This is a genomic window from Cellulomonas sp. B6 (assembly GCF_001462455.1).
Taxonomy (GTDB): domain Bacteria; phylum Actinomycetota; class Actinomycetes; order Actinomycetales; family Cellulomonadaceae; genus Cellulomonas.
Genome location: NZ_LNTD01000022.1, coordinates 1 through 16,752 on the forward strand (window position 1 = coordinate 1; position 16,752 = coordinate 16,752).

12 protein-coding genes, 1 tRNA gene and 2 pseudogenes are annotated in these 16,752 nt (G+C 70.9%); 8 read left to right on the top strand and 7 right to left on the bottom strand.

Annotated features, from left to right (window positions below; genetic code table 11):
* The 4 genes from ATM99_RS01465 to ATM99_RS01480 form a co-directional block, all read left to right on the top strand.
* The coding region (locus tag ATM99_RS01465) for a carbohydrate ABC transporter permease (protein ID WP_062101185.1) at positions 1-955 on the top strand (955 nt) is incomplete at its 5' end.
* Positions 948-1,859, top strand: a complete 912-nt coding sequence (locus ATM99_RS01470) for a carbohydrate ABC transporter permease (protein ID WP_150118056.1) — start codon at positions 948-950, stop codon at positions 1,857-1,859. The genes ATM99_RS01465 and ATM99_RS01470, both read left to right, overlap by 8 nt.
* A gap of 86 nt (positions 1,860-1,945) precedes the next feature.
* Complete coding sequence (locus ATM99_RS01475; RefSeq protein WP_062101187.1) at positions 1,946-3,244, top strand: ABC transporter substrate-binding protein; 1,299 nt, start codon at positions 1,946-1,948, stop codon at positions 3,242-3,244.
* Between the two features lie 99 nt (positions 3,245-3,343).
* Positions 3,344-4,867, top strand: a complete 1,524-nt coding sequence (locus ATM99_RS01480; RefSeq protein ID WP_062101188.1) for an FAD-dependent oxidoreductase — start codon at positions 3,344-3,346, stop codon at positions 4,865-4,867.
* A 688-nt stretch (positions 4,868-5,555) separates the two neighbouring features.
* Here ATM99_RS01480 and ATM99_RS18475 read toward each other — a convergent pair.
* On the bottom strand, positions 5,556-6,827 hold the full coding sequence (locus ATM99_RS18475) for a site-specific DNA-methyltransferase (protein ID WP_082659118.1): 1,272 nt from the start codon (positions 6,825-6,827) through the stop codon (positions 5,556-5,558).
* Positions 6,828-6,901: 74 nt separating this feature from the next.
* Between ATM99_RS18475 and ATM99_RS18775 the strand changes: the two genes are divergently transcribed.
* Positions 6,902-8,026, top strand: coding sequence for a phospholipase D family protein (locus tag ATM99_RS18775; protein ID WP_150118057.1), 1,125 nt, complete (start codon positions 6,902-6,904; stop codon positions 8,024-8,026).
* On the opposite strand, the gene ATM99_RS18480 is transcribed toward ATM99_RS18775, so the two are convergent.
* From ATM99_RS18480 to ATM99_RS01485, 4 genes and pseudogenes are all read right to left on the bottom strand, one after another.
* Positions 8,023-9,048 (bottom strand): DNA adenine methylase, encoded by a 1,026-nt coding sequence (locus tag ATM99_RS18480; protein ID WP_223304754.1) that lies wholly within the window; start codon positions 9,046-9,048, stop codon positions 8,023-8,025. The two genes, ATM99_RS18775 and ATM99_RS18480, sit on opposite strands and share 4 nt — an antisense overlap.
* 84 nt (positions 9,049-9,132) lie before the next feature.
* Positions 9,133-9,348 (bottom strand): annotated as a pseudogene (locus ATM99_RS19890) (DNA adenine methylase); the annotation flags it as partial.
* Between the two features lie 282 nt (positions 9,349-9,630).
* Positions 9,631-10,417: pseudogene (locus tag ATM99_RS18485) on the bottom strand (transposase).
* Between the two features lie 368 nt (positions 10,418-10,785).
* A tRNA-Ser gene (locus tag ATM99_RS01485) sits at positions 10,786-10,872 on the bottom strand.
* Between the two features lie 117 nt (positions 10,873-10,989).
* On the opposite strand from ATM99_RS01485, the gene ATM99_RS01490 reads away from it, so the two are divergent.
* Positions 10,990-11,859 (top strand): Sir2 family NAD-dependent protein deacetylase, encoded by an 870-nt coding sequence (locus ATM99_RS01490; protein WP_062101189.1) that lies wholly within the window; start codon positions 10,990-10,992, stop codon positions 11,857-11,859.
* 121 nt (positions 11,860-11,980) lie between these two features.
* On the opposite strand, the gene ATM99_RS01495 is transcribed toward ATM99_RS01490, so the two are convergent.
* Positions 11,981-12,403 (bottom strand): nucleoside deaminase, encoded by a 423-nt coding sequence (locus tag ATM99_RS01495; RefSeq protein ID WP_062101192.1) that lies wholly within the window; start codon positions 12,401-12,403, stop codon positions 11,981-11,983.
* A 297-nt stretch (positions 12,404-12,700) separates the two neighbouring features.
* On the opposite strand from ATM99_RS01495, the gene upp reads away from it, so the two are divergent.
* Both upp and ATM99_RS18780 read left to right on the top strand, forming a co-directional pair.
* The gene (gene upp, locus ATM99_RS01500; protein WP_062101190.1) at positions 12,701-13,336 is read left to right on the top strand and encodes a uracil phosphoribosyltransferase; all 636 of its coding nucleotides are present in this window, start codon (positions 12,701-12,703) and stop codon (positions 13,334-13,336) included.
* Positions 13,337-13,659: 323 nt separating this feature from the next.
* Positions 13,660-13,992 carry a hypothetical protein gene (locus ATM99_RS18780; protein ID WP_062101191.1) on the top strand — a complete coding sequence of 111 codons (333 nt, stop codon included), beginning with the start codon at positions 13,660-13,662 and terminating at the stop codon, positions 13,990-13,992.
* A 238-nt stretch (positions 13,993-14,230) separates the two neighbouring features.
* Here the strand turns inward: ATM99_RS18780 and ATM99_RS19135 are convergent.
* Positions 14,231-16,752: hypothetical protein (locus ATM99_RS19135; RefSeq protein WP_223304753.1), on the bottom strand; the 2,522-nt coding region annotated here is incomplete at its 5' end.

Here is a 16,752-nt window from a genome sequence, read left to right on the forward strand (position 1 = left end):
GTCGATGATGACCATGAGCCTCACCACGCCGCCGACGGCACCGCCGCCGTCCCGCGCGCCGCGGCCCCCCGCGGCCGTCCCCGCCACCCGGCGCCGGTCGCTGCGGTCCTCGCGCCTGCCGCTCGCGCTGCTCGCACCGGCCGTCGCGCTCGTCGCGCTCGTGTCGGTGTTCCCCATCCTGTTCGCGCTCAACCTGTCCGTGCACGAGACGCGGTACACGCAGGTCGGCGACCTGATCGGGCTGCAGCACTACCTCAGCGTGCTCGGCACCGCGCAGGGCTGGGCCATGATCGGCCGGTCGATGGTCTACGTCGTCGGCTCGCTCGTCCTGGCGCTGCCGCTGGCCGTCGGGCTCGCGCACCTGCTGGACCGACCCGCCCGGCTGCGCCGCGTCTTCCGCGTCCTCATCCTCATGCCCTGGGTGATCTCGCAGACCGTCGCCGCGCTGCTGTGGCGCTGGCTCCTCAACCCCGACTACGGGCCGCTCGGGCTCGGGAGCCTCGGCGGCCAGCGGGTCGACGTGCTGGCCGACCCCGTGCTCGCGATGGTCGCGCTCGTGCTCGTCAACGTGTGGCTCAGCTACCCGCTCGCGACGATCCTCGTGCTCGCGGCGCTGCAGGGCGTACCCGCCGAGCTGCACGAGGCCGCCGAGGTCGACGGCGCCACCGCGTTCCGCCGGTTCCGGTCGGTGACGCTGCCGATGATCGCGCCCACCGTGTTCGTCGTCGCGATCATGCTCACGCTCCTCTACTTCAACATGGTCACGCTCGTGCTGACCTTCACCGGCGGCGGCCCGTTCAGCGCGACGCAGCTCGTGAGCCTCGAGGCGTACCAGCAGTCCTTCAGCTACTTCAACCTCGGCCTGGGCGCGGCGTACAGCGTGATCCTGTTCGTCTTCAACGTCGTCTTCGGCCTGGCCTACATCAGGATGCTGCGAGGTGACCGCGATGTCTGAGACCACCACGGCCCGGGTCCCCGCACCCGTCGGCCCCGCGCCCGTCGGAGCCCCGCCGGTGCGCCGGTCGAAGGGCACCGGCCGGAACAAGCCCGCCGGACCGCTGGCCTACGTGGGTCTCGTCGCCGCGTCGGTGTTCGCGGTGCTGCCGCTGCTGTGGGCGCTGTCGACGTCCCTCAAGAGCAAGGGCGCCGTGCTGTCCGACAGCGGCTGGGTGCCGGCCGCGCCGACGCTCCAGAACTACGCCACCGTGCTGTTCGACTCGCAGGTGCCGCGGTACCTGCTCAACAGCATCGTCGTCGCGGGCGGGTCGGTGGCCCTGACGATCGTGCTCGCGCTGCTCGGCGCCTACGCGACCGCGCGGTTCCAGTTCCGGGGGCGCGACGCGAGCCTGTTCCTCATCCTCATGACGTCGATGATCCCGGGCATCGCGATCCTCGTGCCGCTGTACTTCCTGGCGGTGCGCACGGGCCTGTACGACACGTACCTCGGCATGGTCGTCGTCTACACCGCGTGGCAGGTGCCGACCGTGCTGTGGATGCTGCGGGGCTTCCTGCAGTCGATCCCCGCGTCGCTCGAGGAGGCCGGCCGCATCGACGGCGCGGGCGACCTGCGGATCATGGTGCAGCTCGTGCTGCCGCTCGCGAAGCCCGGCATCGCCGCCGCGTCCGTCGTCGCGTTCGTCGCCGTCTGGAACGACTTCCTCATCGCCTCGACCATGGTCAGCTCCGACCACAAGCGCCTGGTCTCGGTGGGGCTCTACAACTACCTGTCCCAGTACGGCATCGAGTGGGGCCAGCTCACCGCCGCCGTCGTGGTCACCGTCGTCCCGATGATCCTGCTCTTCGTCCTCATGGAGAAGCGCATCGTCTCCGGGCTCTCCGCCGGCGCGACCAAGGGGTGAACCGGGGCGGCCCCGCCGTCCCCGGTCCGTCGCACCGGCACCGCACGCACCTCGTCGCAGAACTCACTTCAAAGGAGAAGGAACTCATGCGCACCCACCTCACCGCGCGGCGTGCCGCCGTCGCCCTTGCGGCGGCCGTCGCCCTCACCGTCCCCCTCGCCGCGTGCGGCACCAGCAGCGGCGCCGAGCCCGGCGGCACGTCGCAGCTCGAGCTGTGGACGTTCCTCGACCCCGCGTCGGACGACGCGCGCGGCAAGGCGCTCAAGCAGGTCGTCGAGGGCTTCAACGCGAGCCAGGACGACGTCGAGGTCACCGTCCGGTCCATCAACTACGCGCAGATCGACGCCGAGGTCATCCGCGCCACCAGCTCGGGGCAGGGCCCCGACATCCTCAACGTGTACTCCACGCAGCTCGCGACGCACGTCGACGCGGGCACGCTGCAGCCGCTCGCGGACGTCGCGGGCGCCGACCTCGACACCCTGAAGGACGACTCGATCTTCCCGTTCGACGGCGTCACGTTCGACGGCGAGGTGATGTCGGTGCCGTGGGAGGTGCGGGCGTGGATGCTCTGGTACCGGCAGGACCTGCTGGACCAGATCGGGGCGTCGCTGCCGACGACGAGCGCCGAGCTGGCCGACGTCGCCGCGCGGCTCGTCGCCGAGACGGACGTGACCACGGGGCTCGCGATCGGGTTCTCCGACCAGGGCCTGGGCGCGGACTTCGTGGAGAAGTTCATCCCGTTCACGTGGGCCAACGGCGGCGAGGTCCTCGACGGCGCGGGCGAGCCCGTGTTCGCCGACGACGCGGGCGTCGCGGCGCTCGGCATGATGGCCGACCTGCACGACGCGGGCGCGTTCGGCGACGAGGCGCTGTCCATGACGGCGGACGACGTCGTGCAGGGCGTCGCCGCGGGCACCATCGCGATGGCCATCGAGGGCACGCAGCGCGTGGGCGCCGCCCGCGCCGGCGACGGCATCGGCGACAACCTGCAGGTCGCGCCCGCGCCGTTCGACGCGTCGGGCCCGCTGCCCACCGCGGTGGCCGGCCAGACCATGGGCATCGGTGCGAACTCGGCCGACCCCGAGGGCGCGTGGAAGTTCATCGAGTACTACACGTCGGTCGAGTCGGCGACGGCGTTCGCCGAGGCGGGCGTGCTGCCCTCGCGGTCGTCGGTGTACGACACCGACGCGTTCTCCGCGCTGGGCAACGCCGACGAGCTGCGCGGCTGGCGCGAGTACATCGCCGAGCACGGCCGCGCCGAGGTCACCTCGACGCGGTTCAACGAGCTGAGCTCGGCGCTGGTCTCGGCCGGGCAGAAGGCCGTCTTCCAGGGCGAGGACCCGCTCGCCGCGCTCACGGCCGCCGCGTCCGCGTACGGCGGCTGACGCCGGGCGCCCGGGCCGGCGCACCGCCGGCCCGGGCGCCCCGCGTCGCACCGACCGCCTCCCCACCCACCCCGCACCACCTGCGAAGGAGCAGCACCCATGCGCACCACCTCGACCGACTTCGACGTCATCGTCTGCGGCGGCGGGCCGTCCGGGTTCGTCGCCGCGATCGCCGCGGCCCGCACGGGCGCGAAGACCCTGCTCGTGGAGCGGTACGGGTTCCTCGGCGGCATGGCGACGTCCGGCTGGCTGGGCCCGATCTCGCCGTTCTACTTCAAGGACGAGCGCGTCATCGCGGGCATCCCCTACGACTTCGTGAAGCACATGGTCGCGGCGGGCGGCAGCACCGGGCACATCCGCTGCACCAACCCGCACGGCAGCGGCAGCTACCTGTGCTTCTACGACCGCGAGACGTACAAGTGGTCGGCCATGTCGCTGTTCCTCGAGGCCGGCGGCACGCCGCTGCTGCACACGTGGATCGCGGGCACGATCGTCGAGGACGGCGCCGTGCGCGGCGTGGTCGTCGAGAACAAGGGCGGCCGCAGCGAGATCCGCGCCAAGGTGGTCGTCGACGCGACGGGCGACGGCGACGTCGCCGCGCGGGCCGGTGCCGAGCACACGGTCGGCAACGGCTCGGGCCTGTCGCAGCCCGCCACGCTGATGTTCGACATGGAGGGCGTCGACACGCTCGCCGTGAAGCGGTACATGGACGAGCACCCCGAGGACTTCGAGTGGGCGTCGGAGTTCGTCGCCGTGTCCGACTACTCGCCGCGTCTGCCGCGGCCCAGCGAGCACTTCGTGGGGCAGGGGTTCGTCGAGATGGTCGGCAAGGCCATGGCCGACGACGACCTGTACCTGGGTCGCGACTCGATCCTGTTCCTCACCACGACGCACCGCGGCGTGCTGCACTTCAACTCGACGCGCGTCGCGGGCGTCGACGCGACCGACGCCGACTCCCTCACCCGCGCCGAGATCGACGCACGCCGCCAGGTGATGTCGCTGTCGGACTTCCTGGTCCGCAAGGTCCCCGGGTTCGCGAACGCGCAGCTCGCGGGCACCGGCACGCAGCTCGGCATCCGCGAGAGCCGGCACGTCACCGGTGAGTACGTGCTGACGGGCGAGGACGTCGTCGCGGGCCGCAAGTTCGACGACGTCGTGTCGCGCGGGTACTTCCCGATCGACATCCACAACCTCAAGGGCAAGTCCGGGTACACCGGCGGCGGCACGTGGCAGGACCTGCAGGACACGTACGACGTGCCGAAGCGCGCGCTCGTCCCCGTCGAGCTCGACGGCCTCGTCATGGCCGGCCGCGCGATCTCCGCCGACCAGGCCGCGCACGGCTCGTTCCGCACGCAGGGCGGCGTCATGGCCATCGGCCACGCCGCCGGCACGCTCGCCGCCCTCGCCGCCAGGACCGACACCATGCCGCGCGACGTCGACCACCGCGACGTGCAGGCCACGCTCCTCGACCAGGGCGCGTCCCTGCGCCGCGACCCCGCCGCCGTCGAGCGCGAGCGGCAGCTCGCCGTCGACGCCGTCTCGTCGGCGCTCGCCGCCGGAGAGATCTCGCCCGCGTACCTCGCCGAGGCCGAGACCTTCAGCGGGCGGGCGCCGCGACTCTGAGATCGGGCGCCCTCGGCGCCGCGTCCTCCCGGGCCCCGCAGCGAGCACGCGCTGCGGGGCCCGGGTGCGTGCAGTCGGAACAGCCTCGGCGGCTGGCGACCGCACCCCTCCAGGCGAGACCGGCCCGTCGCGTACCTGAGGTCCGCACCCATCGGACAGCAGGCCCGTGAACAGCAGGACGGGGAGCAAGGCGTGTCCGGACGCACAGTGCGGGTCACTTGCCGGCGAGCAACGTCCGCACGCGCCGCGACCGTAACTGCGAGCTGCGACCGGCGTGTCCACGTCAGCGGGCTCTCCGAGGTGAGCCGCCGCGTCCCCGACGACTGTCCAATGTTCTCGTGACCACGTCAGCCGCTGCAGCAGCCTGCAGACCCCATGCGCCCCCCTCGTCGACCAGGTGCGCGAGAGTGATGCACGGCAGCAGCAACTGTCCGTTCACGGCGTCACCCCGGTGAAGGAACCGCCGGCCGACCAGGTGGACCGGAGCGACGTCATACAGCGTGGGCAATCGTGCCGATAGCGGTCCGGCTGATCTAGACGCCGCAGTTCTTCGAGTGTGCGTCACCGTTGCCGACCGCGGCCTTCAATGCCACCTCAGCCAGCAGCTCGGACAGGAACGCGCGCTTGACAGCCTAATCGGCGGCCCTGGCGGCGCCGCCACTCGCAGAAGTCCACCTGATCACCCAGTTCACGATCCAGCCACAACGAGGGCGAACCCGCCGGCTCCACCTGCCTCGAGTCTTGGCACCGCGATATTTCTCACCGTGAATTCCTGCTCCTCCACACCCACCCATCTACGCGACATCCGGGCGGCCACCAGAGCAGTGGTCCCCGATCCGAGATAAGGATCGAGGACTAGGTCACCCGGGTCCGTCGCGACATGAATGATGCGCTCCATGAGTGACTCCGGTTTTGGAGTGTCGAACGGCCGGTCGCCTCCAACTGAGCGCAGCAGCTCCTTCTTGGCTGCCGCATTGTCCCCGACCTCGTCCGCTAACCACAGAGTCGATGGCGCCAAGCCCGTCACTTCTCCTTCAAATCTCTTGAGGCGCGGACGCCCGAGTCCACCTTTCGGCCAGTAGACACGACCCTCCTCGACCAGTTCCTGGAAGCGCGACGCCGTGTAGGTCCAGCACCGGCCAGGCGGAGGCTCTAGGGCGAGACCGCGCGGGGTCGTGATTGTGTAGAACTGACTCGCCGTGGCATGCCCCGCCTGAGCCGAGAGAGGGACGGAACGCCATGGACCGCGAGGATCGTTGTCGGGATTCGCGAAGGCTCCGTTGTCTGCCAATCCATTCCGCACCTGCTTCCAGCGCTTAGGGCCGGCCGGAGCGTAGACATGAATGTAGTCGTGCGATATGCTGAAAGCCGTGCGGTTATCTCGAGAAGTACGGCGCTGCCAAATAACCGTGGCAACGAATGCCTCGCGACCAAACACCTCATCCATTAGACAACGACCGTGATGCTGCTCAGAGTCGTCCAGATGTAGCCAAATACTACCGTCGGTATGCATTATTTTCTTCAACGACAACAGCCTCTCGCGCAGGTCGTCCAGCCAATGCGCGCTGTGCATCGCGTCGTCATAGTGGTCGAACCGGTTGCCGGTGTTGTAAGGCGGGTCGAGGTACGCCAACTTCACCAGAGATTCGGCCAGCAAGTCAGCGCGCGAAGATCGGCCTAGCGCTCGGAGCGCCGCTCCATTCTCCGCGATGATCAGAACATTGTCGGACACCCCGGGCTGCTCGACAACGAGTTCCGGAACGTGGGCGACAGCCTCCACCACGTCGGTCGCCTTGCCCGGCCACCGCAGTTCAGGACGTTCCACAGGAGCGACCCGCCCCACAGGAGCAACCCGCCGCCGTGGGTTCGCCCGACGGCTCGACGCAGCTTCTCGCGGCGGGACTAGCTCGATCGCGGGCTCCTGGGCTCCACCGTCTCGACCGACATCCTGCTTCAACATGGACTCATGCTAGTTGCAGGGGCAGACACTCGGATCCGGCCCGGCCGCCAGGCGCCGTGTGCAACACTCGCGGCGTGATGACCAGACTGGTTCTGCAGGCTCCGGGTTCGCTCGACGGCTCGACGCTCGGGAACCTCCTGCTGCGACTTGAAGGATCCCACGAGGGGGGTGGAGTCTTCGCCTGGGCAAATCGCGCCGGCATCACGGCGGCCCTGGGGAGCCCTGTCTTTACGAAGTTCATCGCGAATGGGACATTCGACTTAACCGTCGGAACGGACTCGATTACAGACCCGTCAGCGCTTGACACACTCATCCAGCTCGAGTCCGAGCATCCACGGCTCCATATCTCCGCGTTTGTGCATGACCAGCCGGGTCTCTTCCACCCAAAGTTCTTCTGGTTCGAAGAGGCGGGCGGACTGCGACTACTGGTCGGGTCCGGAAACCTCACCCGTGGCGGCCTCCAGGCAAACTGGGAAGCCTTCACAGACAGCCTACTGACCGGCGCCGACGCAGACGCCGCGCGGCAGCAGATCAGACGATGGAAGGCCACATACCGCGACAATCTGCTGAGCATTGCGGACGATAAGGTTCGCGCTGCAGTGGAGGCAAATGGCGCAGATGAACGGTCGATTCGTCAGCGACAAGCCCCCGGCGGGGCCCAGCCGAGTCCAGCCGCCTCCACGCCAAACCCAGCTACTGGCACAGCCGTTCTCATAGCCGAGATCCCGAAAAATCGAAAGTTCACAAACGCGACATCGCCACACTTTGGCAAGTCGATGTTTAGCCAGGCGAACTTTAGCAAAGAAATATTCGAGAATTTCTTCGGTGCGCGAAGTGGACCTGCCGAGATACTGCTGTACGCGGTACGGTCAGACGCGTCTCTTGGAGATCTCGAGAGCCGTATCGGCAAATTCAAGTCGGTGAGCATGAACTACTATTTCGAACTTGGGGCCGCACGGGGCCTACCCCATCCTGACATAGCCCCTCCGATCGGTGCGTTCCTCCGGCTCGACAGCGGTGTTTTTCTCTACCTCTTCAGACTTCCGGGCGACGTTGGGTACCGAGAACTAGACGCGATACTCGCGGCGCAATGGGTCCCGCGTGGGAATCAGGTCCGACGCGTTCTGATTGCGCGAAATCAGCTCGAAGCCTACTGGCCCACCTCCCCGCTGCTGGCGGCGGCAGAGCCCGCAACTTAAGAGTTCGTGCAAGATATGAGAACCTCAGCGCCTAAGGTCATTGGGGTGTTTAATCGTGCTACGTTGAATCTTGCGTGCCCAACTGATTCTGCCACGTGAGCTTGAACGTGGCGGAAATTCGCCTCCAGGATGGCCAGTACCGTTTCGAGCGTCATGACGCGATCCCGCGGCTTCTCCGTATTTGGTACCGGTGAATAGCTCAGCAGTAGAGAAACATCTCGCATCGCCAGAGCTTCGGCAATTCCTGACAGCGCTCCCGGCGCCTCGCTAACGACACTAAATGGGGATTGATGCCGTTCTGTGCGGTAGAGCCCTCGGCTCGGCGCCTTCGCACCTCGGGAAGTGGCGGTGGATATCCCTGGGTCGTCGCCGCGCGCAATTGTCTCCAGGACATGGTAGAAACGGCTATAATGGTCGCGAGTATACGGAGGGTCCGCGTAGACCACTCCAACAGATCTCGGCAGGTCCGCCACCACATCTCGGAAGTCCGCCCTAAGCGCCGCCACGGGATTACGAGTCGGCTGCAAGTCGCTCCAGGCCTTGAGCCACTTGGCGAACACGTGCATTGCCGAGGGTCGGCGCTTTTTTGCGACGGCCGTCAATGCGCCTTGTTTGCGCTGTCCATTTCGCGTTGTGATGCGGATCGGCTGAGCGAAATGCCCGCCGACGCTAGCGACGAGTTCGCTTGCCGTACTCATGACGGCGGCGAGGGCGGTATCTCGCGCCTCGGGCTCGAGCCCGTACGCAACGGCTGCTAGGGCGTCAATCACCGCCGCTTGTTCGTAACCAAAGTACACACCCCCGTAGTACCTGGAGATGGTTGCAGAGCGGTTTCCTTCTAGCCCCTTGGCAGCGCGCGTCAGGAGCAACTCAAAGTCGGACTGGACGGCGCGCTTGTGCCCTCCGATGATCGCCCATGCTGCTACCGAACCATTCTCGACAATCTCCGTAATTAGGTTGGCATCACCCCGAGCCAGGGCGTCCCTTTCGAGAGCAATCAACGACTGAAGCTCGGTGTTCATAATAGAATCTGCGAACTTGCGCGCCTCGAACAGAAATTCTTCCTGCTGGCTCCTAGCAAATCGGTGAGGGGAGCATTGAGCGGCCGTAAGCACTCTAGAGTACTCTTGGATATCCACCGCCAGAACCGATTGGTCTCGACCTAACCGTCGAGACACAACACCAGACCCCGCAAAGAGATCGCATACAACGCTCCTACGACCTCCGTCCAGCCGAGTCACCCGCGCCGCGATCTCCTCGGAGAGCCGACTCTTGTTGCCCAGATACTGGATCGGCTTGAAGCCAGTCCCCAACGTCACCATCTGTCCTCCACCATCTTGGCCGCCCCCAAGGGTAGGTGAGGCGAACAGGAGGGCTCGCACTCCTGAGGGCGGCCAAGCCGCGTCCGACTGGCACCTCAGGGTTCAGAAGGAGCAGGCGCCCCGAGGTGGTCCACCTCGCTCGACCGGTAGGTCCTCTCGACCCGGCGTGGTGGGTGTGCTCTCACCCCGCAGCGGTTACCTCCATCCGCCGTTGCCGCCGCGCGGGGTCATATCCCTGAGAAGTGGTGTAGCGGTTCGGCGTGATCCCGTTGCTGGTCAGGCTCAGAGTGCCTGCGGTTGCTCTTTAGGGTCGGGGTCGGTGGTGATGAGGTTGAGGCGGGCGCGGTGCAGGAAGTCCAGGGCAAGGTAGCGGCGTCCTTCGGTCCATTCGTCGTGCTCTCCGGCGAGGACAGCACCGACCAGGCGGGGACCGGGTCGCGGTCGGGGAAGACGCCACGACGTCGGTGCGGCGGCAGATATCCCTGTTCAGGTTCGACCGGGTCTGGCGCCCGATCTCCTTGGGGCGCTGGTGAACGTCAGCAGGTCCGACCGGGCACCGTCGAGGTGCTCCGGGACGGCGGTACATCGTGACCTCGTCCAGCAGCCAGGAACCGGGTGCCGAACGCGGCGACCTGGTTGTCGAGGTTGCCGGCCGTACGCGAGACCTGCGACTTGCTCAGGCTCGTGACGCCCAACGACGCGACGAGCTCGGACATCCGACGCGTCGAGACAGCCAGCAGATAGCAGCTCGCGACCACGCTGATTAGGGCGCCCTCGGCGCGCTTGCGCCACTCGAGCAGCCTCTCCCGGAAGTGCGACCCGGCCCGGGGTCTGGGGCTGCCGTCGATCGTGCCGACCCGCGTGTCCAGGTCCCGGTGTCGGTACCCGTTGCGCCGCTTCAGGCGGTCCGGGCTGGGCTGCCCCCACTCGCCCCGCAGACCGCGTCGGCCTCCGACGACAGCAGGCCGTTGATCACTGTGGACAGCAGGTGACGCATCAGATCCGGCGAGACGTCGGCCAGCACCTGGCCCAAGACGGCCGAAGGGGCGACAATGCGTGGTGCAGTCATCGCATGCTCCGTTCGAGCGTGCTGTGGAAGGTTCACTCGAAGGATCACGCGGGGACTACAACGTGGTCTACGACGAGGTGGCCACCGGCGCCTACACCACTATCAGGGATGCCACTACCGATCTGGCAACCAGGCCGTGGGGCACGGTCGCACTGTCCTACTCGCGCAGCAGACACGACGGCCACCGCACTCCTTGGTCACAGCGGGGTAGGTCGTTGCGCCACTACGTGCAGCGCTCGCACCAGGCGCCGCACGTCCGTAGTGTCGTTGAGCGGGTCGAGCGACGACGACCTCTCCGTGGAGTAGAAGTGGGGCCCCGGCTCCTGTCAGCAAACTTGCTGGTCAGGAAGCCGGGGCCCACCCCAACGCGGTAGCGGTGGGATTTGAACCCACGGTGGACTTTCACCCACACACGCTTTCGAGGCGTGCTCCTTAGGCCGCTCGGACACGCTACCTCGGCGACTGAGAGTACCCGCTCGGAGCCCCAGCACCCAATCCGCTCCACCACCGACCTCGCGCCGGCCGGCCCACCCCGCCGCGAGCACCGCCCGCCCGCGTCGTACCGTGGAGACGTGAGCACCACCGGCACGGCACGCGCGGGCACGCTCGCGGACGTGGTGGCCACGCTCGCGGGGCGGCGCCTCGCGGTGCTGACGGGGGCGGGCGTCTCGACGGACTCGGGGATCCCCGACTACCGCGGGCCGGACTCGCCGCCGCGCAACCCCATGACGTTCCAGCAGTTCGTGGGTGACGAGGCGTTCCGCCGGCACTACTGGGCCCGCAACCACGTGGGGTGGCGGCACGTGCACCGCACGCAGCCGAACGGGGGGCACCGCGCGCTGGCCGAGCTCGAGGCGCGCGACGTGGTGCTGGGCGTCATCACGCAGAACGTCGACCTGCTGCACGAGGCCGCGGGGTCGCGGAACGTGATCGACCTGCACGGCCGGTACGACCGCGTGATCTGCCTGCGGTGCGGGCGCGTCGTGCCGCGCGCGGCGCTGGCCGAGCGGCTCGAGGCGCTGAACCCGGGGTTCGCGGAGCGCGTGGGCGTGGTCGGGGACGTCGAGATCGCGCCCGACGCCGACGCGGTGGTCGAGCAGACCGCCGACTTCCGGGTGCAGGCCTGCTGGCAGCCCGACCCCGACGGCGGTCCGGGTGAGTGCGGCGGCGTGCTCAAGCCGGAGATCGTCTACTTCGGCGAGAACGTGCCGCCGGAGCGCGTGGCGCGGGCGTTCGCGCTGGTCGACGCCGCGGACGCGCTGCTCGTCGCGGGGTCGTCGCTGACCGTCCTGTCGGGGCGGCGGTTCGTGAAGCACGCGTCCGACGCGGGCAAGCCGGTCGTCGTCGTCAACCGGGGCGAGACGCGCGGCGACCGGTACGCCGACGTCGTGCTGCACGCCGGCACCACCGAGACCCTCGAGGCCCTGGCCGCCACCCTCTGACTCGCGCCCGCGCCGGCGAAGACCGCCGAGCGCGCCGGAACGCGACCGAGTGCGGCCGAAGCAACAGGCGCACTCGGTGGCGTTCTGGCGCACTCGGCGGTGGGAGTGGGCCGGACGTCCGTCAGCGGAAGAACCTGCGCAGCAGGTCCGCGGCCTCGGCGGAGGCCACGCCCGCGACGACCTCGGGGCGGTGCAGCGCGCGGCGGTCCCGCACGACGTCCCACTGCGACCCGCACGCCCCGGCCTTCTCGTCCCACGCGCCGAACACGAGCCGCGGCACGCGCGCCTGCAGCACGGCACCCGCGCACATGAGGCACGGCTCGAGCGTCACGACGAGCGTGCAGCCGTCGAGCCGCCACCGGCCCAGCGCGGCCGCGGCCTGCCGCAGCGCGACGACCTCGGCGTGCCCGGTCGGGTCGGCGACGGCCTCGCGCACGTTGCGCCCGCGGCCCACGACGGCACCGTCGGGCCCCAGCACGACGGCCCCGACCGGCACGTCGGCCGTCGCGAGCGCGGCACGCGCCTCGGCCAGCGCGAGGTCCATCGCGGCACGGTCGGCGGCGGTCGCGTACGGCGACGCGGGCCCGACGACGACGTCCGGCGTCCCGTCCACCCGCACCTCCCACTCGTCGTCGTCCCCGCGCACCCGTCGTGCACCCGTCACATGGTCCCCGGCCCGGGCTCGCCCGTCCCGGTCCCGCGCGGCCCGGGGGGTCCGCGCCCGGCTCACCTCGGCCCCGCACGTCCGACCGGGCCCGACGCACCGGGTGCGACGAACGACACCGCCGCCTCCGACCACCGTCCCGGCGGGCGGGGGCGTCCGCGCACTAGTCTGACGGTCATGCGCCTGCACGTCGCGGACCACCCGCTCGTCGCCCACAAGCTCTCGGTCCTGCGGGACGTCACCACGCCGAGCCCGACGTTCCGTCAGCTCGTCGACGAGCTGGTGACGCTCCTGGCGTACGAGGCGACGCGCGACGTCCGCACGACGCAGGTCGAGGTGACGACGCCCGTCGCGACGACCACCGGCATCAAGCTGGCGGACCCGAGCCCGATCGTCGTGCCGATCCTGCGCGCCGGTCTCGGCATGCTCGACGGCATGACGCGGCTGCTGCCCACCGCGGAGGTCGGGTTCCTCGGCCTGCAGCGCGACGAGGAGACCCTCGAGGCCATCACGTACGCCAACCGCCTGCCCGACGACCTCACGGGCCGCCAGTGCTTCCTGCTCGACCCGATGCTCGCGACGGGCGGCACGCTCGTCGCGTCGATCGACTACCTGCTGCAGCGCGGCGCGCGCGACGTGACGGCCGTCTGCCTGATCGCGGCGCCCGAGGGCATCAAGGTCGTCGAGGAGTTCGTGGGCGACCGCGCGGACGTGCAGGTCGTGGTCGCGGCGGTCGACGAGCGGCTCGACGAGCACGCGTACATCGTCCCGGGCCTGGGCGACGCGGGCGACCGCCTCTACGGCATCGTCTGACCCGTCCCCGCCGCTGTCCCGGACCGCCGGGACGGGTGGGTCGCCCCGCGGCGCACGCTGGACGACCGTCCGCGATGCGACACGCGAGTCCCACGCCCTGAGACGGGATCGGTTATCCCTTGGTCGACCGTGCCCGCCGTGCCACGATCGACCGGTGAGCCCCGTGACGACGCCCGTGAACGTGCATGCCTGCACGCGCACGTCCGGCGTACCCACGTCCGGGTGGTATCCGCACCGCTGTCGCGCCTGACGCCGACCGCCGGACCACCCACCGACCGCCGCTGGCAGCGCCGCCGGTCACCCTCGCCTCACGGAGACCTCCCATGACCACACCCGCACGGCTCCCCCGCACCCCGGCCCCGCGCCCGGCCACCCTGGCGCCCGCACCGCGCGGTCCGCGCGCCGGGTTCGTCCTGTACGTGAGCCTGCCCGAGGGCGACGGCGAGGACGGCGAACCGCGTGCCAGCGCGGCCGACATCGCCGAGACCGCCGACCTGCTGCGCGAGCTCGCGTCCGAGGCGCTGCCCGGCGCCGAGACGTTCGCGGCGCTGTCGCTCGTGCCCGGCACGACCGGGGACGTCCGCAGCATCGGCGAGCGGATCTCGCACCTCCGCCTGCTGGAGCCCGTGGAGGACGACGCACCGGGCACCCCCTGACGTCCTCGCCGGCTCGGGGGACGCCGGGCGAGGACACGCGCTGCCGGGCCGGCACCCGGGTCGGGGGACTCCGCCCCGGCCCGGCAGCGCACCCCTGACCGGCACGTGACGGCGCCTTCCGCACCCGGCACGCCCACCGGCGCCGCACGCGCACCAGCACCGCACGCGCGCCAGCGCCCTCACACCCGCCACCGCGCAGACCGGCACCGGACCGCCGGTCTGCTGCGGGACGCGCCCGTCAGCCCCGGGACGCCGCCGGCACCGGCGCCGCGGTGGTGCGCACGGTCACCACGCCGATGAGGTACTGGTCGCCCCCGGTCGAGGCCGTGAGCGTCCCGACGCCCGTCGGCAGGGTGACCTCGTCGAACCCCTTGGCGTCGACGCCGAGCGAGTTCGGGTACCGCCAGCCGGTGGCGGTCGAGTCGAACGCGTTGCCCGACGACCCTCCCCCGACGACCCGCGTGCCGTCCCACCGCTGCGGCGTCAGCGGGCCGACCCCCAGCAGCGAGAGCCGGTCACCGGTCGTGCCGCGGTCGCCCTCCCAGCCGACGACGCCGATGCGCGTGCGCGCCCCGGCCTCCGCGGTGAACGCGAACGCGGGCGCCGTGCTGGACGAGCCGACCCACGAGCCGCCCTGGTGGACCGTGACGGCGGCGGCGCCGGGCGTCCCCGCGGGCGCGGGGGTGCCGTGCACGACGACGAGCGCCCAGCCGGCGTAGTACGTCGGGTCGGTGTCGCGGGGCACCGCGCGCACGGCGGCGTCGGCCAGCGCCCACGCGCCCGCGCCGCCCTCCGCGACGATCTGGGTGACGTCGACGGCCGCCTGGTAGTACTCGCGCTTCTTGTTGTCGGAGACGCGGACGACGTCGTCCACGTCCGCCGAGACCGTGGTCCACTGCCCCCCGGGCGTGCGCAGCCGCGCCGTGTCGAGCGGACCGCTCCACGCGTCGGACGGCCCGCGGACACCGGACCAGTAGAGACCGGCGAACACGACGTCCCGACCGGCGGGCACGTCGAGCCGCGTCTCGGAGGACACCGGCACCGTGGCCCGCGGCCCCGGCGGCGGCGGCCGCACGTCGTCGATCGGGATCATGTCGACCGCGTTGTTGTCGCGGTCCTGCCGGACCGCCGCGCACGCGCGCCCGTAGGCGTCGACGCAGCCCAGCAGCGGCGCCCCCACCTCGACGACCTGCAGGTCCCCGACCCCCGACCACACCGGCGTGAGGTTCGCGGAGGACACGACGACCTGCGCCGAGGTCGTCGCCCCGACGCCGCCCGCGGCCGCGACCCTCACGTCCACGGTGCCGCGCACGGCACCCTCGGCGCGCGCGCCCACCTGCACCGGCAGCACCGAACCCGCCGCGAGGTCGCCGAGCGCGCACGTGACGACGCGCCCGTCACCGGTGCACCCCGGCGTCGAGCCGGCCGTGCCCGCGGGGCGGAACGCGACGCCCGGCGGCAGCGTGACGGTCGCGACCACGCCGCCCGCGCCCGCGGCCGGCCGGCCGTCGGACCGCTCCCCCGCGACCCGCACGACGAACGCGACGGTCCCGCCCTGGAGGTCGACGACCGCGGCGGCGTCACCCACCGTGACGTCCGGCGGCACGGCCGTGACGGCCACGACGCCCGGGCTCTCGGGGACGTCGGCGTCCGCGGCCGTGCCGTCGAGCGTGAGCGTGAGACCACCGACGTCGCCGACGGTGCCGAGCGGGGCGGTGAGGTCCGCCGTGAGCTCGCCGCGCGCACCGGCCGCGAGGTCACCCGTGCACGCGGCGGCGGCGCCGTCGACCTCGCACCGCCAGCCCGCGCCCTCGACGCGCGCGAGGGCAGTGCCCGCGGGTGCCCGCCACCGCAGCGTCACGGCGTCCGCGGGGAGTGCTCCGGTGTTGGCGACACGTGCGGTGACCTGCGCGGCCGCACCCGGGGCGACGTCGAGCGTCGGGGGCGCGTCGAGCGTGAGGGTCGCGGGCGTCACGACGTCGTACGGGGCCTGCGCCGTGGCCGCGGGACGGTGCGCGGACGGCCCGAAGCGCAACGCCACGACCCCGGGACCCGTCGCGACGTCCCGCGCGGTGGTGAGCGACAGGTCGAGCGTCGACTCGGCGAACGCGCCCAGCGCGCCGTGCCGGCAGACCGTCGCGCCCTCCCGGGGCGCGTCGCACCGCCACGGCGCGGCGGCCGTCGCCGTGACCCCGGCGGGCAGCGCGAGCGCGACCGTCGCGGGCGCGTCGCCGGTGACGGCGGTGCCGCCGGCGTTGCGCACGGGCACCTCGAGCGCGCGGGTGCGGCCGGTCACGAGCTGCACCGCCTGCACGGCGCCCGGACCGGGCACGACCCGGGCGGGCGAGGCCGCGACCGCCAGCGGGATCGACACCGGCTGCCACGTGCCGCCCTGGCCGGTGACCGCGACGCTCACGGCGTCGCCCGCAGCCGGGTGGAACGACTCGTCGACGGTGACGCCCAGCTCGAGCGTCGCCGACGCACCGGGGGCCAGACCCTCGAGCGTGCACGTGGCCGCGCTCGAGCCGGCACCCGCGACGCACAGCCACCGTCCCGCGGCCGGGCCGAACCCGAACGCGACCGTCCCGGACCCGCCGGTCGGGCCGAGCACCACGCCCGCGGGCGCCTCGACCTGCGCGACCAGCCCCGACGCGGGCGACCCGCCGGTGTTCTCGACGGTCAGCGACAGCGCCTGCCCGTCCGCCCCCGCGGACAGCGAGAGCCCCCCGGTGGGGACGCCGACGACGACCTGCGCGGGGG